Consider the following 24,537-nt stretch of genomic DNA (forward strand, 5'->3'; position numbering starts at 1 on the left):
ATCGCGAAGCACCAGCAATCAATGAAACTACGACCGCGGCCGCCTGTTCGGCGAGAGCCATGCTTCATGGCAGCCATGCGTCAGGCAATCAATCACGCATGGACCAGGGCTTCGTACCATTGCACCACCTGCTCGACCGCCTGATCGACCGACAAGGCGGACGTGTCGAGCAGTTTTGCATCCGCTGCGGGCTTAAGCGGCGCGGCTGAGCGCTGACTGTCGCGCTCGTCACGCTCGCGCAAATCCCGGAGCAAGTCATCAATATTAGCAGAAAAGCCTTTTTGTATCAATTGCTTATGCCGCCGCGCCGCGCGGGCCTCCACGCTGGCCGTCATGAAGACCTTCAGAACCGCGTCCTGGAAGATCACGGTGCCCATGTCGCGACCGTCCGCGACCAGCCCCGGTTCCTTACGAAAAGCCCGTTGACGCGCCACCAGCGCGGCCCGCACCGGCGCGTGCACGGCGATGGCCGACGCGCGGCTGCCGACTTCCTCGGCGCGGATTTCCGCCGAGACGTCGACGCCGTCCAGTTGCGCCAAACCCTCGCGAAAGGTGATATGCAGGTCGTCGATCAGCTTGACAAGCGCGTCGACGTCGTCTGCCGCGACGTTGTAGCGGATGCTCGCGAGCGCCGCGAGCCGGTAGAGCGCGCCGCTGTCGAGCAGGTGAAAGCCGAGGCTCGCGGCGACCAGCGCGGCCACGGTGCCTTTGCCGGAGGCACTGGGGCCGTCGATTGTAATGACGGGCGTCTGGTGAAAGGGACGGATCGGTTTCATCGAAAAGGTCGCACGTCAGGCGATTCGTAGCGAATCAAGGGTGAGTGAGCGCGGTGAAGCGCTCGAAATAATCGGGGAATGTCTTGGCGACGCACTTCGGGTCGTTGATCCGCACCGGCACGCCGCCCAGGCTCACGAGCGAAAAACACATCGCCATACGGTGATCGTCGTACGTGTCGATCGACGCGTTCGGGATCAGCTTTTCAGGCGGCGTGACCATCAGGAAGTCTTCGCCCTCCTCGACTTTTGCGCCGACCTTGCGAAGTTCCGTCGCCATGGCCGCGATCCGGTCGGTCTCTTTCACGCGCCAGCTCGCGATGTTGCGCAGCGTGGTCGTGCCGTCGGCGAACAGCGCGGCGACCGCAATGGTCATCGCGGCGTCCGGAATCAGGTTGAAATCCATGTCGATCGGGTCGAGCTTGCCGTGGTCGGTGCCGACGCCGCGCACTTCGATCCAGTCGTCGCCCATTTGCAGGTTCGCGCCCATTCTGATGAGCGCGTCCGCGAAGCCGACGTCGCCCTGAATGCTCGAACGGCCGACGCCTTCGACTTTCACCGGCCCGCCGCCGAGCGCTCCGGCCGCGAGCAGATAAGACGCCGACGACGCATCGCCTTCCACCATGATCGTGCCCGGCGACTGATAGCGCTGTCCTGCCGGCACGACGAACTGATGCCAGCCATTGCGCTCGACGTCGATCCCGAAGCGCGCCATCAGCTTTATCGTGATCTCGATATAGGGCTTCGAGATGAGTTCGCCGTCTACCTGAACGGTGGTCACGCCGCTTGCGGTGCGCACGAGCGGCAGCGTCATCAGAAGCGACGTGAGGAATTGGCTCGAGACGTCGCCCCGCACGCGGATCGGCGCCTCGGCGGAAATCTGCCCGGGCCGGATGCGCAGCGGCGGATAGCCCTCGTTTTCCTCGTAGTCGATTCTCGCGCCGATCTGCCGCAGCCCGTCGACGAGGTCGCCAATCGGCCGCTCATGCATGCGCGGCACGCCGTGGATGCGGTAATTGCCGCCATTCACGGCGAGCGCCGCCGTCAGCGGACGAACCGCCGTGCCGGCATTGCCGAGAAAGAGGTCGGCCGTGCGCGCGGTGAACGCGCCGCGCGTGCCGGTCACGACGCACGTATCGCCTTCGCGCTTCAGACGCACGCCGAGTTTCTCGAGCGCGTCGAGCATGACGCGCGTGTCGTCGGAATCGAGCAGGTTCGTGATCGTCGTTTCGCCTTCGGCGAGCGCGGCGAGCAGCAGCACCCGGTTCGAAATGCTTTTCGAGCCAGGCAGACGAACTGTGCCGGACGCACGAGAAAATGGTCCGAGATCGAGGAATTCCATGATTGAGTCCAGTTTCCGGTTATTTCGACGCGGCTATTTCGATGCCTCGCCTTGCGCGGCGCCGCCCGCGCGTTGTTCCTGCCACTCTGTGCGCGCCACGCGCGAGCGCGCGAATACGGCTTCGAGCGCGGCGCCGTCGCCAGCTTCTATCGCCGTGCGCAGCCGCGCGAGCACCGCCGTGTAGGCGTCGAGTTCGTCGAGCAGTGCGGCGCGGTTGGCGACACAGACGTCGCGCCACATTTCGGGACTCGACGCCGCAATGCGCGTGAAGTCGCGAAAACCGCCCGCGGCGAAAGAAAACTTCAACGCGGCATCGGGCGAATTCAGAATCTGCTCGACGAGCGCGAACGACAACACATGCGGCAAATGACTGACCGACGCAAACACCTGGTCGTGCTGGCCGGGCGCCATGTCGCGCACGAGTGCGCCGGTCGCGCGCCACATCGCCGCCACACGCTCGACGGTATGCGGTGCATTTTCCGGCAACGGACACAGCACGACATTGCGGCCGACGTACAGGTCGGGCAACGCGGCCTCGACGCCGCTCGACTCGCGGCCGGCAATCGGATGCCCCGGCACGAACTGCCCGATGCGCGCGCCGAGCGCGGCACGAGCCGCGGCCACGACGTCGGACTTGGTGCTGCCGGCATCGGTCACGATGGTGTTCGCGTCGAGGAACGGCGCGATGCGCTCGAGCAGCGGCTGGGTCTGCGCGACGGGCGCCGCGAGCAGCACCAAGTCGGCGCCCGCGAGCGCGTTGCGCAACGCCGCGTCGTCGTTCAATGCGGCGGCGCCGTCGATCACGCCCAGTTCCAGCGCACGCGCACTCGACGCAGCCGAACGGCCCACGCCGATCACCGTGCGCGCCCCGTGGGCTTCGCCGCGCTCGCGCAGCGCGCGCGCAAGCGATCCGCCGATCAGGCCGACACCGAAAATCACCAGCTTGTCAAAAGAAAACGCGGCCACGTCGGTCACACAAAAAGCGCGCCGCTCATATAGACGGGCGCGCGGGTCAGAATTCGCCACCTAGACGGTGGCGAGGGTTTTTTCGAGCGCGGCGATGAACGCTTCGTTTTCTTGCGGCAGCCCGATGGTCACACGCAGCCACTGCGGCAAGCCGTAGTTGCCGACCGGGCGCACGATCACGCCCTGCTTCAGCAATTCGAGATTCACGCGATTGCCCGCCGCGTCGTCATTGCCGACGCGCACCAGCACGAAGTTGCCGTCGGACGGCACATATTCGAGGCCGAGTTTCTCGAACGCTTCTGTCAGACGACGATAGCCCTGCGCGTTCAGCGCCGCGGTCTTTTCGAGGAACGCCTGGTCGTTGAGCGCGGCAATCGCCGCAGCTTGCGCGAGCGTGTTCACATTGAACGGCTGGCGCAGACGGTTCAACAGATCGGTCAACTCGGGCTGGGCGATCGCGAAGCCGACGCGCAAGCCTGCAAGGCCGAACGCCTTCGAGAACGTACGCGACACCAGCAGGTTCGGATATCGGCGCACCCACTCGATCGAGTCGTAGCGCTTTTCTGCCGGCAGATATTCCGTGTACGCCTCGTCCAGCACCACGGCCACGTGGCGCGGCACCTTGTCGAGAAACGCTTCGAGCTTCGGACCTTCGATAAATGTGCCGGTCGGGTTATTCGGATTGGCGACGAAAATCAAACGGGTGTCGTCGGTGATCGCGGCGAGCATCGCGTCCAGATCGTGGCCGTACTTGACGGCCGGCACGACGATCGCGCGCGCGCCAAGACCCTGCGTGGCAAGCGCATAGACCGCGAACGAGTACTGCGCGTAAATAATCGCCTGGCCTTTTTCGACGAACGCGTGCGCGGCAATTTCGAGAATGTCGTTGCTGCCGTTGCCGAGCGTGATCCAGTCCGACGGCACGCCGTAGCGCTCGCTCAACGCGGTCTTCAGTTCGAACGCGTTCGCATCGGGATAGCGGCCCAACTCGCTCGCCGCCTGCGCCATCGCGCGTTGAGCCGACTCGGGCATGCCGAGCGGATTCTCGTTCGACGCCAGTTTCACGATCTTCGCTTCGTCCAGCCCGAACTCGCGCGCGACTTCCGAAATCGGCTTGCCGGCGATGTAAGGCGCTATGGCGCGCACGTAAGAAGGACCGAAGGACGTTGTCATGAAATCTCCGAACGATTATTGGAAAAGTCGCGGCGAGCGCGTCGGCATACTGCCTGACTCGCGCTTGCCCGCCGCGTGGCAGTGTTGTTAGCGGGCGCGCGGATACGAGCCCAGAATCTTCAGGAATGCTGCCTTCTCACCGAGTTCGGTCAGCGCGGCGGCCACTGCGGGATCGTCGCGATGGCCTTCGACGTCGATGTAGAAGTAGTACTCCCACGTGCCCACGCGCGCGGGCCGCGATTCGAAGCGCGTCATCGACACGCTATGGCGCGCGAGCGGCTCCAGCAGCTTGAATACCGCGCCCGGCTCGTTCGGCACCGACACGATCAGCGACGTCTGGTCATTGCCGCTCGCGCCGGTGCGCTCCTTGCCGATCATGACGAAGCGCGTGCGGTTGTGCGGATCGTCCTGAATCAGCGCGTAGGCGACCTGCAAACCGTAGTGAGTCGCCGCGCGATCGCCGGCGATGGCCGCGACGCTCGGATCTTCCGCTGCCATGCGCGCGGCTTCCGCGTTGCTCGACACCGCCTGGCGTTCCAGATGCGGCGCATTCGTCGCGAGCCAGCGCTGACATTGGGCGAGCGCCTGCGCGTGCGCGCAAACGCGCGTGACGCCGGTCAGGCCGCCGTTCAGCGTCAGCAGATTGTGATGAATCGGCAACGCAAGTTCGCCGCCGATGGTCAGTTGCGTTTGCAACAGCAGATCGAGCGTGCGCGACACCGCGCCTTCGGTCGAATTCTCGACGGGCACGACGCCGAATTCGGCAGCGCCCGCCTCGACGGAGCGGAATACTTCGTCGATGGACGGGCATGGCAGACCCTCGATCGACTGGCCGAAGTACTCGTGCATGGCCTGCTCGCTGTACGTGCCGACCGGCCCGAGATACGCCGCCTTGATGGTCTTTTCGAGCGCGCGGCTGGCGGCCATGATCTCGCGCCAGATTGCGCTGATGTGCTCGCTCGCGAGCGGCCCTTCGCTCATGTCCTGCAGACGCGCGATCACCTGCTGTTCGCGCTCGGGCCGAAACACCGGCGCGTTGAAATGCTTCTTGACCTCGCCCACTTCCAGCGCCACCGCGGCGCGCTGATTGAGAAGCGCGATCAACTGCGCGTCGAGCGCGTCGATGCGTTCGCGAAGCGGCTTGAGTCGATTATTGAGTTCGTCGTCCATGCGTGAAAACGGTCCTGCCGGTAGCTGCTGCAAAAATGCATGCTGAAAGGATACGCGCGCCGAATGCCGAAGCACTCAGGCGCTGTGGCGTTCGAATTCCTTCATGTATTCGACAAGCGCTTTGACGCCTTCGAGCGGGACCGCGTTATAAATCGACGCCCGCATGCCGCCGACGGACTTGTGGCCCTTGAGCTGCACCATTCCCCGCGCTTTCGCGCCGGCAAGGAAATCTTCGTTGCGCGACTCGTCGGCGAGGAAAAACGGTACGTTCATCCGCGAGCGCGAGCCACGCTCGACCTTGTTCAGATAGAAGCTGCTCGAGTCGATTGCGTCGTACAACAGCTTCGACTTTTCGACATTGCGCGCTTCCATCGCAGCGAGGCCGCCCTGCTTTTTCAACCATTTGAACACGAGCCCCGCGATGTAGATCGCGTAGGTGGGCGGCGTGTTGTACATCGAATTGTTTTCGGCGACCGTCTTCCATTCGAACGCCGACGGGCAGATGGGCATGGCGCGCTCCAGCATGTCCTCGCGCACGATCACCACCGTGACGCCGGCCATGCCGATGTTCTTCTGCGCGCCGCCGAACAGCACGCCGTATTTGGCGATGTCCATGGGACGCGACAGGATGTGCGACGACGCGTCCGCCACCAGCGGGATGTTGCCGAGGTCGGGAATCTCGAATGTCTCGACGCCGTGGATCGTCTCGTTCGTGCACAGATGCACATAAGCCGGGTCGTCCGACAATTGCCACTCGGCAAATGCCGGCGCGCGCGTGAAGCCGTCCGCCGTCTGGCCGCTCGCGGCGACGTGCACGGTGCCGTATTTCTGCGCTTCCTTGAAGGACTTTTGCGACCACGACCCGGTGACGATGAAATCGGCGCGGGGCTTGGAGCCCAGCAGGTTCATCGGCACGATCGCGTTTTCGCCGAGACCGCCGCCTTGCAGGAACAGAATCCGATGGCTCGCCGGCACGGCCAGCAATTCGCGCAGATCGACGAGGGCTTCCTCATGGATCGACATGAACTCTTTCCCGCGATGGCTCATTTCCATCACGCTCATGCCGCTGCCTTGCCAGTCGAGCATCTCGTCGGCTGCCTGACGCAGCACTTCTTCGGGCATGGCCGCGGGGCCGGCGGAGAAATTAAAGACGCGCATCGTGAGATCCTGAAAGCGGTGCGAACACGAAAAGCCGGGGCGCTGGTCGGCGAGCCGGCGAGTCGGTCGCCGCGAAAACAAACTACCGGAAAGTGACTACATCTATTGGCCGGCGGGAATCGCGGTACTGGACCGCTGCAGCCTGGCAGACCGCTGCAGCGTGGACATTTCCCGCGGAAAAAAGTAATGGCCGTTTGCGCACTCGCGCAAACGGCCATTATCGCATTGTCCCCGCTAACCCGCCAAACGCGGCGGCCTGGAATCAGACCGCCGGGCGACACGCTAGCGCAGTATCAGTGCAGCTTTCGCGTCGGGCTTACTTAGCCGGCTTGACCGAAGCGACTTCCTTGTCAGCCTGGTCGCGCGTTGCCTTGATCGATTGCGGCATGTACTTCTGCATCAAGCCATTGACGACGTCGCGGCCAACCTGGTCTTGAACCTGGATGAACTTGCGGCCGGTCGGGCTCTTGTAGAACGAAGTCAGATCCTTGATTTCCGACGTGCTGTAGTACTTCGCGTACGCGTCGTACTGAGCTTGCATTGCGTCCTGGCGGAAGCTGTCCGTCGCGAACACCTGGCCCGCGCCGTCAACCAGCTTCGGCACTGCATTCTTTTGCAGCGTCGGGACGGAAGCCTGCTTCTGCTTGTCCGTCAGCGTCTTGTTTTCGCTCAGCGCGTCCGACAGGATTGCCGGAACCAGCTGCTTTGCCTGCATTTGCGCGCTGTTGCCAATTGCGCCGACGAGCTTTTGCGCGTCGATTGCGTCCAGCAGGTCCTTGATGGCAGCCTGCTTGGCCGGATCAACCGGTGCTGCCGCAGCAGCCGGAGCCGACGAACCCGGGCTCTGCAGTGCTTGAGCCATGGCAAAGGTCGGCACGAGGGCAGCCAGCAACATCAGTTGTTTGAATCGTTTTTGCATCATTACTCCCTAATAGAAATTAACTTGAACTGCCAGCCGCGCAAGAAGCGTGTCGGCCCGACACGCTATATGTCCTGCGGAGCTTTCAATCAGTCACCGGGCGTGAAGCGAAAGCACGGTCAGCGGATCCAAGTGGGATCAAGCCGCGCCGCCGTCTTCCCCGCCGTTACCACCTTCAGCAGGACCTTCGGCGTCACCTTCGACATCGCCTTCCGCTTCCGCCTCGGCAACCTGTTGCAGACCTGAAAGCTTGGTGCCTTCGTCAAGGCTGATGAGTGTAACACCTTGAGTTGCACGGCCCATTTCTCGAATTTCCGACACGCGCGTACGGATCAGAACGCCCGTGGTCGTGATCAGCATGATCTGCGCTTCCTGGTCGACCAGCGTGGCCGCGACGACCTTGCCGTTACGCTCGGACGTCTGGATTGCGATCATGCCCTTCGTGCCGCGGCCATGACGGGTGTACTCGGTGATCGGCGTGCGCTTGCCGAAGCCGTTTTCCGTTGCGGTGAGCACCGACTGCTGCTCGTCGCCCGCCACCAGCAACGCAATCACGTTCTGGCCTTCGTCGAGTTGCATGCCGCGCACGCCGCGCGCCTCGCGGCCCATCGGCCGCACGTCGTTTTCGTCGAAGCGAACCGCCTTGCCCGAATCCGAGAACAGCATCACGTCGTGCTGACCGTCTGTGATGGCGGCGCCGATCAGGTAGTCGCCGTCATCCAGACCGACCGCAATAATACCCTTGCGCAACGGACGGCTGAAGGCTTCCAGCGGCGTCTTCTTTACTGTTCCTAACGCGGTCGCCATAAAGACGAACTTGTCTGCGGAAAATTCCTTAACCGGCAGCACAACATTGATCTTCTCGCCGTCTTGCAGCGGGAACATGTTGACGATCGGGCGGCCGCGCGAATTGCGCGAGCCCTGCGGCACTTCGTAGACCTTGACCCAGTACACGCGGCCGCGGTTCGAGAAGCACAGGATGTGATCGTGCGTGTTCGCGATGAAGAGCGTGTCGATCCAGTCGTCTTCCTTCATGGAAGTCGCCTGTTTGCCGCGACCGCCGCGCTTCTGCGCACGATATTCCGACAACGGCTGCGATTTCACGTAGCCCGCGTGCGACATGGTCACGACCATTTCTTGCGGCGTAATCAGGTCTTCGGTGTTCAGCTCGGTGGCGTTCAGTTCGATCTTCGAGCGACGCGCGTCGCCGAATTCCGACTTGATCGACGTCAGTTCGTCGACGATGATCGCCGTAATGCGTTCCGGGCGAGCCAGAATGTCCAGCAGGTCGGCGATTTGCGCCATCACGTCGCGGTACTCGCCAATGATCTTGTCCTGCTCGAGACCCGTCAGGCGTTGCAGACGCATCTGCAGAATTTCCTGAGCCTGGGTGTCGGACAAACGGTAAAGGCCGTCGGCCTGCATACCGAAAGACGGATTCAATCCGTCAGGGCGATAGGCTTCGCGGCCACCCGCCGACGCGTTTTCCTGCTCCGCGCGCGACAACATCTCACGAACCAGCGACGAATCCCACGGACGCGCCATCAATTCCTGCTTGGCGATGGGCGGGGTCGGCGCGGCTTTGATAATCGCGATGAACTCGTCGATATTGGCGAGCGCAACGGCCAGACCTTCGAGCACGTGACCGCGCTCACGCGCCTTGCGCAGTTCGTATACCGTGCGCCGCGTCAGCACTTCCCGGCGATGCGACAGGAAGCACGACAACATCTCCTTCAGGTTCAGCAGCTTCGGCTGGCCGTCGACCAGCGCGACCATGTTCATGCCGAAGGTGTCCTGGAGCTGGGTCGCCTTGTACAGATTGTTGAGAACGACTTCAGGCACTTCGCCGCGCTTCAGCTCGATCACGACGCGCATGCCGCTCTTGTCGGACTCGTCGCGGATGTCGGAAATGCCTTCGAGCTTCTTCTCGTTGACCAGTTCGGCGATACGCTCGAGCAGCGAGCGCTTGTTCACCTGATACGGCAATTCGTCGACGATGATCGCCATGCGCTGGCCGCGATCGATTTCCTCGAAGTGCGTGAGCGCGCGCATCACCACGCGGCCGCGGCCGGTGCGATAGCCGTCGCGCACACCCGCCACGCCGTAGATGATGCCGGCGGTCGGGAAATCGGGTGCCGGAACGATCTCGATCAACTCGTCGATCGTGGCTTCGGGATTCTTGAGCAGGTGCTGGCACGCGTCGACAACCTCATTGAGGTTGTGCGGCGGGATATTCGTCGCCATGCCGACCGCGATGCCGGACGAACCGTTGATCAGCAGATTGGGAATGCGCGCCGGCAGAATGGCCGGCTCGTTTTCGCTGCCGTCGTAGTTCGGCGTGAAGTCGACCGTTTCCTTGTCGATGTCGGCGAGCAGCTCGTGGCCGATCTTCGCCATGCGGATTTCGGTGTAACGCATGGCCGCGGCGTTGTCGCCGTCGACGGAACCGAAGTTGCCCTGGCCGTCCACCAGCATGTAGCGCAGCGAAAAGTCCTGCGCCATGCGGACGATGGTGTCGTAAACAGCCGTGTCGCCGTGCGGGTGGTACTTACCGATGACGTCACCGACAATACGCGCCGACTTCTTGTACGCGCGGTTCCAGTCGTTGTTCAGTTCGTGCATCGCGTACAGCACGCGCCGGTGCACCGGCTTCAGGCCATCGCGAACATCGGGAAGCGCACGCCCTACGATCACGCTCATCGCGTAATCGAGATACGAACGGCGCATTTCCTCCTCGAGGGAGATTGGCAGAGTCTCTTTGGCGAATTGATCCATTATCCGTATCTTTTACGTGCGAAGGCGGCGAGAATCCGGCGCCCTCGCGTAAGCATTGCAGGCGCAATGCATCACGCGATTCTAACATGCCGGGAATCCGCGCCCGACCACGTCACGTCACCCGACGTATACCTATTAGCAAGCCGTCCCGAAAAAGTTCCGCGCGGCACTTCTTTTGGGCGGATCAGGCTCGATTCATGCGTGGGGCAATTCGCCGCCGAGCCATGACTGGCGGGACGCTGCGGGCGATTGCTTCTGTTGCGCATGCACCACAATTGGAAGGCGATTTGATCGGGGGCGGATTTTTTTATCGTCGGAAGGGAACGATATGGCAAAATGCCAACGCACAAAGAGTCAGACGCTGCTCGAAGTCTACACACAACGTTTTTTGTTCCGCACCAATGTTATACTTCGAGCAATGTATGACTTGTCTTCGTCAACAGGCTCGCAGTAAACCTGCGGTAATCTCAATTTCGAGAGGAGAAATATGAATAAACTTTCAAAGCTCGCGTTCATTGCAGCTACCGCGGTTATGGCTGCATCCGCCATGGCACAGTCGGTGCCGGCGTCGCGACAAGCTACCAATGACAACTGGGTGAATGGTACTGGCGAATACGTGTGGATGAACGGCACGAACGAGCTTTGCTGGCGCGATGCATTCTGGACGCCGGCAACGGCTAACGCAAAGTGCGACGGCGCACTGGTTGCCCAGGCTCCGACGCCGCCGGCTCCGGTCGCACCGGCACCGGCCATCACCAGCCAGAAGATCACCTATCAAGCTGACGCACTGTTCGACTTCGACAAGGCTGTCCTGAAGCCGGCTGGCAAGGAAAAGCTGGACGATCTGGCATCGAAGATTCAAGGCCTGAACCTCGAAGTCGTCGTGGCAACGGGTTACACGGACCGCATCGGTTCGGACAAGTACAACGACCGTCTGTCGCTGCGTCGCGCTCAAGCTGTGAAGGCGTACCTGGTCAGCAAGGGCATCGAATCCAACCGTATCTACACGGAAGGCAAGGGCAAGCGCAACCCGGTCACGACCGGCTGCAACCAGAAGAACCGCAAGCAACTGATCGCCTGCCTCGCACCGGATCGTCGCGTGGAAGTCGAAGTTGTCGGTACTTCGAAGCAGTAAGCTGCAAAACACGCAGTACCAAAAGCCCCGCTTCGGCGGGGCTTTTTTATTGCCGGCCGCATTTTGCCGCTCCGGTCCGTCGCCTATATACTCCGGGTTTATCCTCGAGCGCCCGCTCACCGCTCTCATCGAGGCAGCTTTGCCATGACCAACGCCGATCCCCACGAACTGCAGAAATTCAGCGACCTCGCACATCGTTGGTGGGACCCGAACGCCGAATTCAAACCGTTGCACGAACTCAACCCCGTCCGTCTGAACTGGATCGACGCCCACGCGCATCTGGCCGGCAAGCACGTGCTGGACATCGGCTGCGGCGGGGGCATCCTGTCGGAATCCATGGCAGGCCTCGGCGCGCACGTCAAAGGCATTGACCTGTCGAGCGAGGCACTCGGTGTCGCGGATCTTCACAGCCTTGAAAGTGGTGTAACCGTAAGTTACGAGGAAATCGCGGCCGAAGCGTTGGCCGCCCGCGAGCCGGGCACCTACGACGTCGTCACCTGCATGGAAATGCTCGAGCACGTACCGCAGCCGTCGGCGATCGTCGAAGCGTGCAAGACGCTCGTCAAACCGGGCGGCTGGGTGTTCTTCTCCACGCTCAATCGCAACGTGAAGTCGTACCTGTTCGCCGTGATCGGCGCCGAATACATTGCGCGGATGCTGCCCAAGGGCACGCACGACTACGCGCGGTTCATCCGCCCGTCGGAGCTCGCCGGTTTCGTGCGCGCGGCGGGGCTGCGTACGGCGGACATCAAGGGTATCGTGTACCACCCGCTCAGCAAGCACTTCGCACTGTCCGCCGACACGAGCGTGAACTACATGCTCGCCTGCCGCCGCGACGCGTGATCCCCCACTGCCGACAAGAAAATCAATGAGCGATCCCACGCCCCTGCCCCAGCGCGAAGACAACGAAGATTCGCTCGGTCTTTGCCAAGCCGTGCTGTTCGACCTCGATGGCACGCTGGCTGACACGGCGCCCGACCTGGCCGCCGCCGTCAACAAGATGCGTCACGATCGCGGACTGGAAATGGTGCCGCTCGAAAAGCTGCGTCCGCTGGCGTCGGCCGGCGCGCGCGGGCTGATCTGCGGCGGGTTCGGCATTGGGCCGGACGACCACGAGTTTGCGTCGATGCGCGAGGAGTTTCTCGCCAACTACGAAGCCGACCTGTGCATCGAGACCACGCTGTTTCCCGGCATTCCCGAATTGCTCGACGAACTCGACGCGCGCGGCGTGCGCTGGGGCATCGTCACGAACAAGGTCGCGCGGCTGACGGAACCGCTGGTCGCACAACTCGGTCTGGAGGAGCGCGCAGGCTGCGTGGTGAGCGGCGACACGACGCCTCACTCGAAGCCCCACCCCGCGCCGCTGCTGTACGCGGCAAGGGCGCTCGACATTGCGCCGGAGCGCATCGTCTACGTCGGCGACGACTTGCGCGACGTGCAGGCGGGCTTTGCCGCCGGCATGAAGACCGTGGCCGCGGCATACGGCTATTGCGGCGACGACATCCCGCCCACGCAATGGCATGCGCAGCACGTTGTGCAGTCGCCGGCCGAGTTGCAGCGGCTGTTGCGCGATATCGGCTAACAACCCAATCGATGTGCGGCGCGGGTGGCCGTTACGCGCGGCTCGAACCGCACGGAAACGTCCCAGAAACGTGTCGAAAGCAAGCCGAGACACGGCCGTCAAATTATTGTAAAATCTACTTTGGCTCAACGTTCCGAGCAACGAACCGCGGGGGCGACCTGGTTTCGACAGGGGTTGCGAAGCGGCTAGGGCATGTCGAGGACCCGTCACCTCGTTAATCAATGGGAAAAACGTAACTGCAAACGACGATACGTTCGCACTGGCAGCCTAAGGGCCGCCGTCCTCTGCCTAGTTCACTGACGGGCTAGTGTCGCAAGACCGGTAGCAATACCGACAGAGGTCATATACGTCAGTTAAGCCTTGACGGAGTCACGACGTCCGGGTCGAAAATCTAGTGAATCGCCGTAGTGCAGCGTGTTCGTCCGCGTCACTACGGTTAAATCAAAAGACAGAACTAAACATGTAGAACTGGTCGTAGAGTGCTTCTGGACGCGGGTTCGATTCCCGCCGCCTCCACCACACACCTTGCAGCAAAGCGCACTGCTTTGCGCACCGCTTAAACTAGAACCCCGACGGCGTGAGCCTTTCGGGGTTTTTTGTTTTGCATCGCCGATGCATCGGCGGATAAGCCGCGCCTCCCACCTCCCGCTGCCTGCCTGCTCCAACCGCCTCCCGCTGCCCAGAACTGCCCTTCAGGCCAGCACCGCGCGCGCACGAAACACCCACGAAACACCCACGGAATAAACCCACCTCCCCATCCGTTAATACTCACGCGCCGACGCACGCCGCGTCGCGCGCGAATCCACACAACAAACAGGAGCCGACATCATGCGCAAGACCCTCTTCTGCCTCGCCCTGCTCGCCTTGCAACAGAGCGCTTTCGCCGAGCCTCCGAAAGTAGTCGACGGCCGCTTCGTCAGCGCCGACGGCATGACGCTCTATACCTTCGACAAGGACACCACGCCCGGCGTGAGCGCGTGCACCGGCGGCTGCACGAGCTATTGGCCGGCCGCGGTCGCGAGTCCGTCGGACAAGCCGTCGGGAGACTGGACGCTGATCCCGTCCGCGGACGGCAAGCAGCAATGGGCATACAAAGGTCATCCGCTCTATCGCTACGCGGCCGACAAGCAGGCGGGCGACACCAAAGGAGACGGGTTCAAGGACGTGTGGCACACCGCGAAGCCCTGACCGTCGACACCCGCGAGCCCATAAAAAAACGCCGGCAAATTGCCGGCGTCGTCATCGAGATTCGTGCACTTCGAGCAGGCCGCTAAGCCTGCTATTCCTTCGGACATTGCAGATTGCAGCCGTTCGGATCGCCCAGGTCGCCGCGCTTGCGCATCGCCGATTTCTTGCCGGACTGATACTTGTCCGACGGCGCCGACGCGGCGAACGGCATTTGCGGATGTTCGGCAAGCCGGAACTGCTCCTGCAGAATGCCGCCCGGCACGCCCGGCGAGTTCTGCGCGACAGCGACCGAGGCGGTCGCGAGCAGCAAGCCGGCCGACGCGGCCGCAGCACATGCATGTAGAAGAACTTTCATATCGATTCAAAGCGCGGCGACCCGCGCGGTTGGCAAAAAACGGAAGCTTAGAGAGTATCGCAAACGAAAGCCATCCGCAGCGGCGAGCGCGTGAGATGCGCGGCGCGTTGTTTACCACCGCTTACGCGCCCGCACCGCTCAATCCCGCTTCGAGATCCACGAGCTTGCCGCAGTCACGCGGATCGTAGCCTTGCAGCCGATCGACGCTCGCATGAAACGCGCTGCTTCGCAGCAGTTCGATGACCGCCGACAGCGGCGCGCGCTCGAGCCGAGCGCGGTCACACGCGAAATAATAGTCTTCGTCGACAGCGGGAATGAAGTCGAGCCCGAAATGATGCGCCGCGGGTTCCACGCCGAAGCCCACGTCCGCCATGCCGCTCGCGACGAACGCCGCGATCGCCGAATGCGTGAGTTCCGCCGACGCATAGCCGTTCACGCCATCCGGGTCGATGCCCAGCTTGCGCAGCGCCAGATCGAGCAGCATGCGCGTGCCGGAGCCATGCTGCCGATTGACGAAGCGGATGTCGTCGCGAGAAAGATCTGAGAGGCCAAGAATCCGTTTCGGATTGCCCTTGCCGAGAAAGAGCCCTTGCTTGCGCCGCGTCAGATGCACGAGCACATGACGCTGCGGATCGAGCCAGCGCCGGTACGTGTCCGCACATGCCGCGCGAAACTCGCCGAGCGGCAAGTGAAAACCGGCCAGCTCGCACTCGCCGCGCGCGAGCGCGCTCACGGCGTCTGCGCCATCGCGGTACTTGATGTCGACCGGAAGCTCCTGCGCGACCAAGGCGGTGACGAGCGCGGCCACCGCGTAACCATGCGACGCATGAATGCGCACGTGATCGACGGGCGGCGCGAGCCAGCGGTTCAGATCGCTCGCCACTTCGCTCGCGAGCGCCTGCATGTTGCCGTCGAGCCGTTCGCCGCACAGACGCTGCGCGCGCAGCACGGCTTGACCGAGTTCGGACAGCACGGAGCCGCGGCCGCGCTCCTTCGCGATCAGCGGACCGCCCAGACGCTCCTCGATTGCGCGCAACAAACCCCACGCATGACGGTAGGACAAACCCTTAAGCGTCGCCGCCTGCGCGATGCTGCCGGATTCGTCTACGAGAGCGAGCAGCGGCACGACGTCCGACAGGCTTGCCTCCCGGCCATCCGGGCCCTTCAATACTAGTTGAGCGTGGCACTCGATTCTGATCATATATGTGCAGGTATTTCCTATTGCATCGGCCGTTTCGCCCGCCTATCGTTCGGCTATCCCATATCGAATAGACGAAGCATAAGTGCACGCATTATGAATAACAAGTGCATATATGACTTTGGAGGAGCCCCCACTTGGACGATCTCATCGCCATCGCGCCGGAAGAGCTGGTAGCGCGCCACGCACAACCTGGCAGGTCGCTGCTGGCCGTGCTGCACGCGATTCAGGACGAACTCGGCTACGTGCCGCCCGCCGCCGTTCCACCTCTCGCACGCACGATGAACCTGTCGCGCGCGGAAGTGCACGGCGTCATCACGTACTACCACCATTTCCGCACGCAGCCCGCCGCGCCCGTCACGGTGCAACTGTGCCGCGCGGAAGCCTGCCGCAGCATGGGCACCGAGGCGCTCGCGCAGCACATCGAGTCGCATACGGGCTGCCGCTTCGACGCCGAACACAAAGCCGGCGCCGCGGTGGAACTGGAGTCGGTGTACTGCCTCGGCCAATGCGCGCTTTCGCCCGCGATGATGGTGAACGGCACGCTGCACGCGAAAATCACGCCGCAAAAATTCGACGCGATTTTCGCGGCTGCCAGCAAATGCGTGGAGGTGACGGCATGACGCGTATCTATGTTCCCCGCGATTCGTCGGCACTCGCACTGGGCGCGGACGCGCTCGCCGACGCGATCAAAGCCGAGGCGGCACGCCGCGGCATCACGATCGAACTCGTTCGCAACGGCTCGCGCGGCTTGTTGTGGCTCGAACCGCTCGTCGAAGTGCAAACCGCCGCAGGACGCATCGGTTACGCGAACGTCGACGAAAGCGACGTGGCCGCGCTGTTCGACGCAGGCTTTATCGACGGTGGCGAGCATGCGCGCCGCGTCGGCGTGGTCGACGAGATTCCGTATCTGAAGAAGCAGCAGCGCCTGACGTTCGCGCGCATCGGCATCACCGACCCGCTTTCCACCGACGACTACGTCGCGCACGGCGGCCTCGAAGGTCTGCGCAACGCGCTGCAGACCGACGGCGACGCCGCCTGCGAAGCGCTGATCGAATCGGGTCTGCGCGGACGCGGCGGCGCCGCGTTCCCGGCCGGCATCAAGTGGCGCACGGTGCGCGCCGCGAAGGCCGCGCAGAAGTACATCGTCTGCAATGCCGACGAAGGCGACTCCGGCACCTTCTCCGACCGCCTCGTGATGGAAAGCGATCCGTATGTGCTGATCGAAGGCATGATCATCGCGGGCGTCGTGACCGGCGCGACGGCGGGCTACATCTACGTGCGCAGCGAATATCCGCATTCGATCGCCACGCTCGAAGCGGCAATCGCGAAGGCGCGCGCCGCCGGCTGGCTCGGCGACAGCGTGCTCGGCTCCGCGCATCGCTTCGAACTGTTCGTCGCAAAAGGCGCGGGCTCGTATGTGTGCGGCGAGGAAACGGCGCTGCTCGAATCGCTCGAAGGCAAGCGCGGCATTGTTCGCGCGAAGCCGCCGGTGCCCGCGCTCGTCGGCCTCTACGGTCAGCCGACGGTGATCAACAACGTCATCACGCTGGCAACGGTGCCGATCATCTTCGCGCGCGGCGCGGCGTTCTACAAAGACTTCGGCATGGGTCGCTCGCGCGGCACTCTGCCGTTTCAGCTCGCGGGCAACGTCAAGCAAGGCGGGCTCGTGGAGCTTGCATTCGGCGTGACGCTGCGCGAACTGATTTACGACTATGGCGGCGGCACGGCAAGCGGCCGGCCGGCGCGCGCCGTTCAAGTGGGCGGCCCGCTCGGCACCTATCTGCCGGAAAGCCAGTGGGACATTCCGATGGATTACGAAGCGTATGCGGCGGTCGGCGCCGTGGTCGGTCACGGCGGCCTTGTCGTGCATGACGACACGTCGAATCTCGCCGAACTCGCGCAATACGCGATGCACTTCTGCGCGATCGAATCGTGCGGCAAGTGCACGCCGTGCCGCATCGGTTCGACACGCGGCGTCGAGGTGATCGCGCGCATGCGGAACGGCGATACGTCGACGCGGCAAGTGCAGTTGCTGCGCGATCTGTGCGACACGATGGTGTCCGGATCGCTTTGCGCGATGGGCGGCATGACGCCGTATCCGGTGATGTCTGCGCTCGACCATTTTCCTGAAGACTTCGGCCTCGCCGGCGCTGGCGCCGATGCACCGAAAGCTGCGGCCTGAACGAGGAGCCCAACTATGTCAGACATGCTCAACTCTACTGCCGGCGCCCCGAAGCAAGTCCCCTCGGCGGGCGGCTGCGGATCCGGCAACTGCGCGTGCAAATCGCAAGCGCAGGCTCAAACGCAAGCCCCGCGCTCGTACTTCGACGAAACCGATTTCGGCACGCCCGCGCGTCATGCGGACGTCGACGTGACGCTTGAAATCGACGGCCAGGCGGTCACGGTGCCGGCCGGCACATCGGTGATGCGCGCCGCCGTCGAAGCAGGCGTGAACGTGCCGAAGCTTTGCGCAACCGATTCGCTGGAACCGTTCGGCTCGTGCCGTTTGTGTCTCGTCGAGATCGAAGGCAAGCGCGGTTATCCGGCCTCGTGCACGACGCCGGTCGAAGCCGGCATGAAAGTGCGCACGCAAACCGACCGTCTGCAATCGCTGCGCCGCAATGTGATGGAGCTGTACATCTCCGATCACCCGCTCGATTGCCTGACCTGCCCCGCGAACGGCGACTGCGAACTGCAGGACATGGCGGGCGTGACCGGCCTGCGCGAAGTGCGCTACGGTTTCGACGGCGCGAATCACCTGAACGACAAGAAGGATGAATCGAATCCGTACTTCACCTACGATCCGGCGAAGTGCATCGTCTGCAATCGCTGCGTGCGCGCGTGCGAGGAAACGCAAGGCACGTTCGCGCTGACCATCGCCGGGCGCGGTTTCGAATCGCGCGTGGCCGCGAGCGAAAACCAGCCGTTCATGGATTCGGAGTGCGTGTCGTGCGGCGCGTGCGTGGCCGCTTGCCCGACCGCGACGTTGCAGGAAAAGACCGTGATCATGCTGGGCCAGGCCGAGCATTCGGCCGTCACCACCTGCGCGTATTGCGGCGTCGGCTGCTCGTTCAAGGCGGAGATGAAGGGCAACCAGGTCGTGCGCATGGTGCCGTTCAAGAACGGCCAGGCGAACGAAGGACACGCGTGCGTGAAGGGCCGCTTCGCATGGGGCTACGCAACACACAAGGATCGCATCACGAAGCCGATGATCCGCGCGAAGATCACCGACCCGTGGCGCGAAGTGAGCTGGGAAGAAGCGATCAATTACGCGGCCTCGGAATTCCGCCGCATTCAGGCGAAGCACGGGCGCGATTCGATCGGCGGCATTACGTCGTCGCGTTGCACGAACGAAGAAACCTATCTGGTGCAGAAGCTCGTGCGCGCCGCGTTCGGCAACAACAACGTCGACACCTGCGCACGCGTTTGCCACTCGCCGACCGGCTACGGTCTGAAGACGACGCTCGGCGAATCGGCGGGCACGCAGACCTTCGCCTCGGTCGATAAAGCCGACGTCATCATGGTGATCGGCGCGAATCCGACCGACGGCCATCCGGTGTTCGCCTCGCGTCTGAAGCGCCGCGTGCGCGAAGGCGCGAAGCTGATCGTGGTCGATCCGCGCCGCATCGACATCGTCGATACGCCGCACGTGAAGGCATCGCATCATCTGCAATTGCGCCCCGGCACCAACGTCGCGGTGGTCAACGCGCTCGCTCATGTGATCGTCACCGAAGGGCTGCTGAACGAAGCGTTCATCGCCGAACGCTGCGAAGGCCGCGCGTTCGAGCAATGGCGTGATTTCGTCGCGCTGCCGGAGAATGCGCCCGAAGCAACGGAAGCCGTGACCGGCGTGCCGGCCAAGGACGTGCGTGAAGCCGCGCGCATCTACGCGACGGGCGGCAACGCGGCGATCTACTACGGCTTGGGCGTCACCGAACACGCGCAAGGCTCGACGATGGTGATGGGCATCGCGAACCTTGCGATGGCGACGGGCAACATCGGCCGCGAAGGCGTCGGTGTGAATCCGCTGCGCGGCCAGAACAACGTGCAGGGTTCGTGCGACATGGGCTCGTTCCCGCATGAGTTGCCGGGCTATCGCCACATCAGCGACACGATCGTGCGCTCGCAGTTCGAAGACGCGTGGAATGTCTCACTGCAAACCGAGCCGGGTCTGCGCATTCCGAACATGTTCGAAGCCGCGCTCGACGGCAGCTTCATGGGCCTGTACTGCCAGGGCGAGGACATCGTGCAGTCGGACCCGAACACGCATCATGTGGCGGCGGCGTTGTCGGCGATGGAATGCATCGTCGTGCAGGACATTTTCCTGAACGAGACCGCGAAGTACGCGCATGTGCTGCTGCCCGGCTCGACCTTCCTCGAAAAGGACGGCACCTTCACGAACGCGGAGCGCCGCATCTCGCGCGTGCGCAAGGTCATGCCGCCGGTGCCGGGTTACGCCGACTGGGAAGTCACGCTGCTGCTCTCGCGCGCGCTCGGCTACGAAATGGACTACACGCATCCGTCCGAAATCATGGACGAGATCGCGCGTCTCACGCCGACCTTCCACGGCGTGTCATACAAGAAGATCGACGAGCTGGGCAGCATCCAGTGGCCGTGCAACGAAGAGGCGCCGGACGGCACGCCGACCATGCACGTCGACACGTTCGTGCGCGGCAAGGGCAAGTTCGTGATTACCAAGTTCATCGCGTCGCCGGAAAAAGTCACGCGCAAGTTCCCGCTGCTGCTGACGACGGGGCGCATCCTGTCGCAGTACAACGTGGGCGCGCAAACGCGGCGCACGGAGAACTCGCGCTGGCACGACGAGGACCGGCTCGAACTGCATCCGCACGACGCGGAAGAACGCGGCATCAAGACGGGCGACTGGGTCGGCATCGAATCGCGCGCGGGACAAACCGTGCTGCGCGCGAAAGTGACCGAGCGGATGCAGCCGGGCGTCGTTTATACGACGTTCCACTTCCCCGAATCGGGCGCGAACGTGATCACCACCGAGAGTTCGGACTGGGCGACCAACTGTCCGGAATACAAGGTGACCGCCGTGCAGGTGATGCCGGTCGAACAGCCGTCCGAGTGGCAGAAAGAGTATTCGCGCTTCAACGCGGAGCAACTCGAGTTGCTCAAGCAGCGCGAGCTGGCCAACGCGACGTCGGGTAAGTGAGGCGACGATGGACACTCAGAATCTGATCGACATGGCGAACCGCATCGGCGATTTTTTCGATTCGATGCCGGATCGCGAAGAAGCCATCACCGGTGTCGCCGACCATATCCGCCGCTTCTGGGAGCCGCGCATGCGGCGCGCGCTGCTCGCAGCGCTCGATGCGCCGCAGGCGGGCGGCATCGAGATGTCGGCAATCGTGAAGGAAGCGCTCGTGAAGAACCGCGAGCGTCTGACGCCCGCTGAGCCTTCCATCGCGTGATGAGTGCACAGGACGGGTGCATGACGGCCGTCTCACACGGCCGTCTGCTCCGGTATCTGTCCATCGACGGTGAACCACGCTTCACAGTGCCGCAGCAGGCCGTTCAGATCGGAGCCTGTGCGTCCGCGCGCGCTGATGTAGCCGTCGGGCCGCAGCAGATAAAACGACGGCCGCGTGCGTCCATACGATTCGGCCAACGACGGCCCGCCGTCGCCGCTCGTATCCGTCACGCGCCAGATGCGCACCGCCCCTTCCAATAGCTTCTCCATGTCGGCCGTCAGCCGCTCGAGTTCGGCGTCGGCGGGCGGTGCGTGCTTTGCGTCGGGATCGAGCGGTTTGTCGTCGGCGGGCAACGGCGGCACCAGCAGAAACAGCGAGAAAAATGCCGGGTCGTGCAGATCGTAAATACAGCCGATGCCGGGCGCTCGCCCAAGCGGACCGTCGACCACATGCACGACCGCATCCGGCGCGCGTTCGCCCGCGCGCGGCCCACCGTCGAGCACGCGCTCGAGCGTCAGCGGACTGCGCCGGTACTGGATCGACAACTCGCTGATCGTGAGCCGCGCCGCGTCGCGCAACGGACCGAGCGCGGCAAGAACCGGCATCACCCGCTCGCGCAGCAGCTTGAGCGGACCGTGATCCGCCTCGGCCATCTGCGTGATAAAGCCGGTTTGCCGCAGCACGTCGCGCTCGATCGGATGCCGCTCGATATGGTAGGTGTCGAGCAGACGATCGGGCGCCGCGCCCTTCAATACGCGCGCGAGCTTCCAGCCGAGATTGAACGCTTCCTGGATGCCCGTGTTCATGCCTTGCGCGCCGGCCGGGCTGTGCACATGCGCGGCGTCGCCGGCAAGGAACACGCGCCCGACGCGCAGGCGCTCCACCATCCGGCTGTTCACATGGAAGTACGAGGACCACGCAAGCTCGGATACGTCGACGCGTTCATGCACGCGCCTCGCAACGAGCGCCTTGCATTCGTCGAGCGACGGCGCTCGCACGCGTGCGAGCGGCGGCTCGCCGAGCACCACCGGCGAGAGCGGCGCGGCAGCGGCCGGCGTCGGCTCGACGGCGTGATCCGCGATCAGACGATGCCGGCCGTGTCCCATCGGAAACAGTGCAACGAGACCTTCGCCTGAAGCGAAGATGTGAAATTCGTCGTCGGGCCAATCGGTTTCCGCGTGAACATCGGCGAGCAGGAACGTCTGCTCCGACGTCTTGCCCACGAAGTTCAACCCGAGCCCGTGGCGGATCGCGCTGTGCGCGCCATCGGCGGCGATCATGTAGGACGGACGCAGCGTTTCCGTGTGACCGTCGGCGCGCCGCAGCGTCGCCTGAACGCCGACCGAGCCTTGCGAGAACATCGTGAGTTCGACGCCGCGCTCGATCGTCACGCCGAGCGTCGCGAGATGCTCGGTGAGCAAACGCTCGGTCACCGACTGATCGAGAAACAGCAGATACGGATAGCGCGTGTGCAGCGGATCGAAGTCGAGCTGCGCGAGGCGCATGCCGTTCGAAAACAGATTGGCGACGCGCGCGCGATGGCCGAGTTCGAGAAACCGTTCGGCCAGCCGATGCTGCTCCAGCAGTTCAAGCGTGCGCGCCTGAATGCCGATGGCCCGCGAATACGGGTTCGGCTGCATCGCGCGGTCGATGAGACGCACGGGGATGTGAGCGCGCGCGAGACTCATGGCGGCGGCGAGCCCGGTCGGCCCCGCCCCGACGATCAGCACCGGCGACGCATTATTAGCAGCAGCGTTCATGCGAAACTCCGCAGACCACAGTGCGCTCTAGTGTACAACCCGCGCCCGCGCGCCGGACTGCGGGCTGCATCGGATGCGAGGCGTATCGCGCATAGCGGTCGGGCTCGCGGCGGCCGTCCGCGCTTGCGTGTTCCGCGATGTACGTCGGCGACGCGTTATGCATGAATGCGCGCTTTCGTCGCGTGCTTCAGCGCGCAGTGTGCGGATGCTCCATCGCGCAACGATGATCGGTCGTGCCGAGGTCCACTTGCAGCGTCGCGTGCTGCATCGAAAAACGTTCGCGCAACGCGAGCACGATGCCGTCGAGCCGCTCGTCGCCGGGATGGCCTGCCGGCATCACGAGATGCGCGCTGAGCGCGTTGCCGGTGGTGGACAGCGCCCAGATGTGCAGATCGTGCACGTCCTCGACACCGGGCTGATCGGCGAGATAGTCGCGGATGCGCTCGACATCGACGCCCGAGGGCACCGCATTGAGCGCGAGGCGCACCGAGTCGCGCAACAGACCCCACGTACCGTAGACGACAACCGCGACCACGAGCAGGCTCATCAGCGGGTCGAGCCACGTCCAGTTGGTGTAGAGAATCACGAGGCCGCTGATCGCGACCGCCGCGGACACGCCGGCGTCGGCGGCCATGTGCAGAAAGGCGCCGCGGATGTTCAGGTCTTCCTTCTGCCCGCGCATGAACAGACACGCGGACAGTCCGTTGACGACCATGCCCACCGCCGCGACGACGAACACCGCGAGGCCCGCGACGGGCGCCGGGTTCATCAGCCGGTCGATGGCCTCCGCGACGATCACGCCGCACGCGAACAGCAACAACGCCGCATTCGCCAGCGACGCGAGAATCGACGAACTGCCGTAGCCGAACGTGTAGCGCGCGGAAGGACGGCGTGTCGCGAGCCAGGCGGCGCCCCATGCGAGCAGCAGGCCGAGCACGTCGGAGAGATTGTGGCCAGCGTCGGCGAGCAGCGCGGTCGAATGCGCGAGCACGCCGTACACGGCCTGAATCACGACGATCGCGACGTTCAGCGCGACGGCCAGCGCGAACGCGAAGCCGTGGCCGGCTACGGGCGCGTGGTGGTGATGATGGCCGTGGCCGTGGTCGTGGCTGTGTGAGTGCGAGTGGTGTGTGCCGTGGTTGTGGCCGTGGTCGTCGTGGTGGTGTTTGCCGTGACCGTGACCGTGACCGTGACTATGCGTGTCCTGTTGCCCGTCTTCTCTTTCTTCGATTGTCTTCATGGCAGATCCAATGCGTCGTCACTGGTAGGCTCGGCGACGTGTTCAAGCATGCCGGCCAGCATCGCGCTGATGTGGCGATCGGCGGCGAAATAGAAAACCTGTTTGCCCTGCCGCTGCGCCCGCACGATCCGCGCCGCGCGCAACAGCCGCAAATGATGACTCACGAGCGACGGCGACAAACCGAGCTCGTCGGCAATCGCACCGACCGCGCGCCGGCCGTCGACGCAGGCGAGCACGATGCGCAGCCGCGTCGGATCGCCGAGCAGGCGAAACAGATCGGCGAGCGGCGCGACGCTTTTTGCCGCGTGCGGCTCGAAGCCCGCAGGCGATGGCGCAGAGACCGTAGCAGGAATCATGGCAGCGTA

21 protein-coding genes and 1 other RNA gene are annotated in these 24,537 nt (G+C 63.7%); 9 read left to right on the plus strand and 13 right to left on the minus strand.

The features are described from left to right. Positions 1-92: 92 nt before the first annotated feature. The 8 genes from cmk to gyrA all read right to left on the minus strand — a co-directional run bounded on the left by cmk (position 93) and on the right by gyrA (position 10,276). Positions 93-776, minus strand: a complete 684-nt coding sequence (cmk, locus tag CUJ91_RS13450) for a (d)CMP kinase (protein WP_006050253.1) — start codon at positions 774-776, stop codon at positions 93-95. Positions 777-810: 34 nt separating this feature from the next. Then, positions 811-2,115 carry a 3-phosphoshikimate 1-carboxyvinyltransferase gene (gene aroA / locus CUJ91_RS34840; protein WP_006050252.1) on the minus strand — a complete coding sequence of 435 codons (1,305 nt, stop codon included), beginning with the start codon at positions 2,113-2,115 and terminating at the stop codon, positions 811-813. A 33-nt stretch (positions 2,116-2,148) separates the two neighbouring features. Beyond that, entirely contained in the window at positions 2,149-3,090 is a 942-nt protein-coding gene (locus CUJ91_RS34845; RefSeq protein WP_244230941.1) for a prephenate dehydrogenase, read from the minus strand. 51 nt (positions 3,091-3,141) lie between these two features. Further along, the gene (hisC, locus tag CUJ91_RS13460) at positions 3,142-4,254 is read right to left on the minus strand and encodes a histidinol-phosphate transaminase (protein ID WP_114156365.1); all 1,113 of its coding nucleotides are present in this window, start codon (positions 4,252-4,254) and stop codon (positions 3,142-3,144) included. Between the two features lie 87 nt (positions 4,255-4,341). Beyond that, positions 4,342-5,424 carry a prephenate dehydratase gene (pheA, locus tag CUJ91_RS13465; RefSeq protein ID WP_006050249.1) on the minus strand — a complete coding sequence of 361 codons (1,083 nt, stop codon included), beginning with the start codon at positions 5,422-5,424 and terminating at the stop codon, positions 4,342-4,344. Between the two features lie 75 nt (positions 5,425-5,499). After that, positions 5,500-6,582: a 3-phosphoserine/phosphohydroxythreonine transaminase gene (gene serC, locus CUJ91_RS13470; RefSeq protein WP_053858596.1), complete on the minus strand. Its 1,083-nt coding sequence runs from the start codon at positions 6,580-6,582 to the stop codon at positions 5,500-5,502. 316 nt (positions 6,583-6,898) lie between these two features. Continuing rightward, entirely contained in the window at positions 6,899-7,501 is a 603-nt protein-coding gene (locus CUJ91_RS13475) for a DUF2059 domain-containing protein (protein WP_006050247.1), read from the minus strand. 138 nt (positions 7,502-7,639) lie between these two features. Beyond that, on the minus strand, positions 7,640-10,276 hold the full coding sequence (gene gyrA / locus CUJ91_RS13480; protein ID WP_029967907.1) for a DNA gyrase subunit A: 2,637 nt from the start codon (positions 10,274-10,276) through the stop codon (positions 7,640-7,642). A gap of 487 nt (positions 10,277-10,763) precedes the next feature. Between gyrA and ompA the strand changes: the two genes are divergently transcribed. The 5 genes from ompA to CUJ91_RS13505 all read left to right on the plus strand — a co-directional run bounded on the left by ompA (position 10,764) and on the right by CUJ91_RS13505 (position 14,181). Next, on the plus strand, positions 10,764-11,411 hold the full coding sequence (ompA, locus tag CUJ91_RS13485; protein WP_006050245.1) for an outer membrane protein OmpA: 648 nt from the start codon (positions 10,764-10,766) through the stop codon (positions 11,409-11,411). A 144-nt stretch (positions 11,412-11,555) separates the two neighbouring features. Further along, positions 11,556-12,254, plus strand: coding sequence for a bifunctional 2-polyprenyl-6-hydroxyphenol methylase/3-demethylubiquinol 3-O-methyltransferase UbiG (ubiG, locus tag CUJ91_RS13490; protein ID WP_006050244.1), 699 nt, complete (start codon positions 11,556-11,558; stop codon positions 12,252-12,254). Between the two features lie 25 nt (positions 12,255-12,279). Then, a complete protein-coding gene (locus tag CUJ91_RS13495) occupies positions 12,280-12,993 on the plus strand; it encodes an HAD family hydrolase (protein WP_029967909.1) in 714 nt (237 codons plus the stop codon). 149 nt (positions 12,994-13,142) lie between these two features. Continuing rightward, positions 13,143-13,512: a transfer-messenger RNA gene (gene ssrA, locus CUJ91_RS13500) on the plus strand. A gap of 309 nt (positions 13,513-13,821) precedes the next feature. After that, entirely contained in the window at positions 13,822-14,181 is a 360-nt protein-coding gene (locus tag CUJ91_RS13505; RefSeq protein ID WP_029967911.1) for a COG4315 family predicted lipoprotein, read from the plus strand. Positions 14,182-14,272: 91 nt separating this feature from the next. On the opposite strand, the gene CUJ91_RS13510 is transcribed toward CUJ91_RS13505, so the two are convergent. Next, entirely contained in the window at positions 14,273-14,536 is a 264-nt protein-coding gene (locus tag CUJ91_RS13510; RefSeq protein WP_029967912.1) for a hypothetical protein, read from the minus strand. A 121-nt stretch (positions 14,537-14,657) separates the two neighbouring features. Beyond that, the gene (locus CUJ91_RS13515) at positions 14,658-15,737 is read right to left on the minus strand and encodes a substrate-binding domain-containing protein (protein WP_006050239.1); all 1,080 of its coding nucleotides are present in this window, start codon (positions 15,735-15,737) and stop codon (positions 14,658-14,660) included. Between the two features lie 134 nt (positions 15,738-15,871). On the opposite strand from CUJ91_RS13515, the gene CUJ91_RS13520 reads away from it, so the two are divergent. Genes CUJ91_RS13520 through CUJ91_RS13535 form a run of 4 tightly spaced genes read left to right on the plus strand, consistent with a single transcriptional unit; the run spans position 15,872 to position 21,172 of the window. After that, positions 15,872-16,357, plus strand: a complete 486-nt coding sequence (locus CUJ91_RS13520; protein ID WP_006050238.1) for an NAD(P)H-dependent oxidoreductase subunit E — start codon at positions 15,872-15,874, stop codon at positions 16,355-16,357. Continuing rightward, positions 16,354-17,919 (plus strand): formate dehydrogenase beta subunit, encoded by a 1,566-nt coding sequence (locus CUJ91_RS13525; protein WP_114156366.1) that lies wholly within the window; start codon positions 16,354-16,356, stop codon positions 17,917-17,919. Before CUJ91_RS13520 ends, CUJ91_RS13525 begins: the two co-directional genes overlap by 4 nt. 15 nt (positions 17,920-17,934) lie before the next feature. After that, the gene (fdhF, locus tag CUJ91_RS13530) at positions 17,935-20,913 is read left to right on the plus strand and encodes a formate dehydrogenase subunit alpha (RefSeq protein WP_053858598.1); all 2,979 of its coding nucleotides are present in this window, start codon (positions 17,935-17,937) and stop codon (positions 20,911-20,913) included. A gap of 7 nt (positions 20,914-20,920) precedes the next feature. Then, entirely contained in the window at positions 20,921-21,172 is a 252-nt protein-coding gene (locus tag CUJ91_RS13535; RefSeq protein WP_006050235.1) for a formate dehydrogenase subunit delta, read from the plus strand. A 32-nt stretch (positions 21,173-21,204) separates the two neighbouring features. On the opposite strand, the gene CUJ91_RS13540 is transcribed toward CUJ91_RS13535, so the two are convergent. The 3 genes from CUJ91_RS13540 to CUJ91_RS13550 all read right to left on the minus strand — a co-directional run bounded on the left by CUJ91_RS13540 (position 21,205) and on the right by CUJ91_RS13550 (position 24,528). Further along, on the minus strand, positions 21,205-22,932 hold the full coding sequence (locus tag CUJ91_RS13540) for an FAD-dependent monooxygenase (RefSeq protein WP_006050234.1): 1,728 nt from the start codon (positions 22,930-22,932) through the stop codon (positions 21,205-21,207). A 187-nt stretch (positions 22,933-23,119) separates the two neighbouring features. Continuing rightward, positions 23,120-24,172, minus strand: a complete 1,053-nt coding sequence (locus CUJ91_RS13545; protein WP_114156367.1) for a cation diffusion facilitator family transporter — start codon at positions 24,170-24,172, stop codon at positions 23,120-23,122. Then, entirely contained in the window at positions 24,169-24,528 is a 360-nt protein-coding gene (locus CUJ91_RS13550) for an ArsR/SmtB family transcription factor (RefSeq protein WP_035569918.1), read from the minus strand. The genes CUJ91_RS13545 and CUJ91_RS13550 overlap by 4 nt, the downstream gene beginning before the upstream one ends. Positions 24,529-24,537: the final 9 nt, after the last annotated feature.

The organism is Paraburkholderia graminis (assembly GCF_003330785.1).
GTDB lineage: Bacteria > Pseudomonadota > Gammaproteobacteria > Burkholderiales > Burkholderiaceae > Paraburkholderia > Paraburkholderia graminis.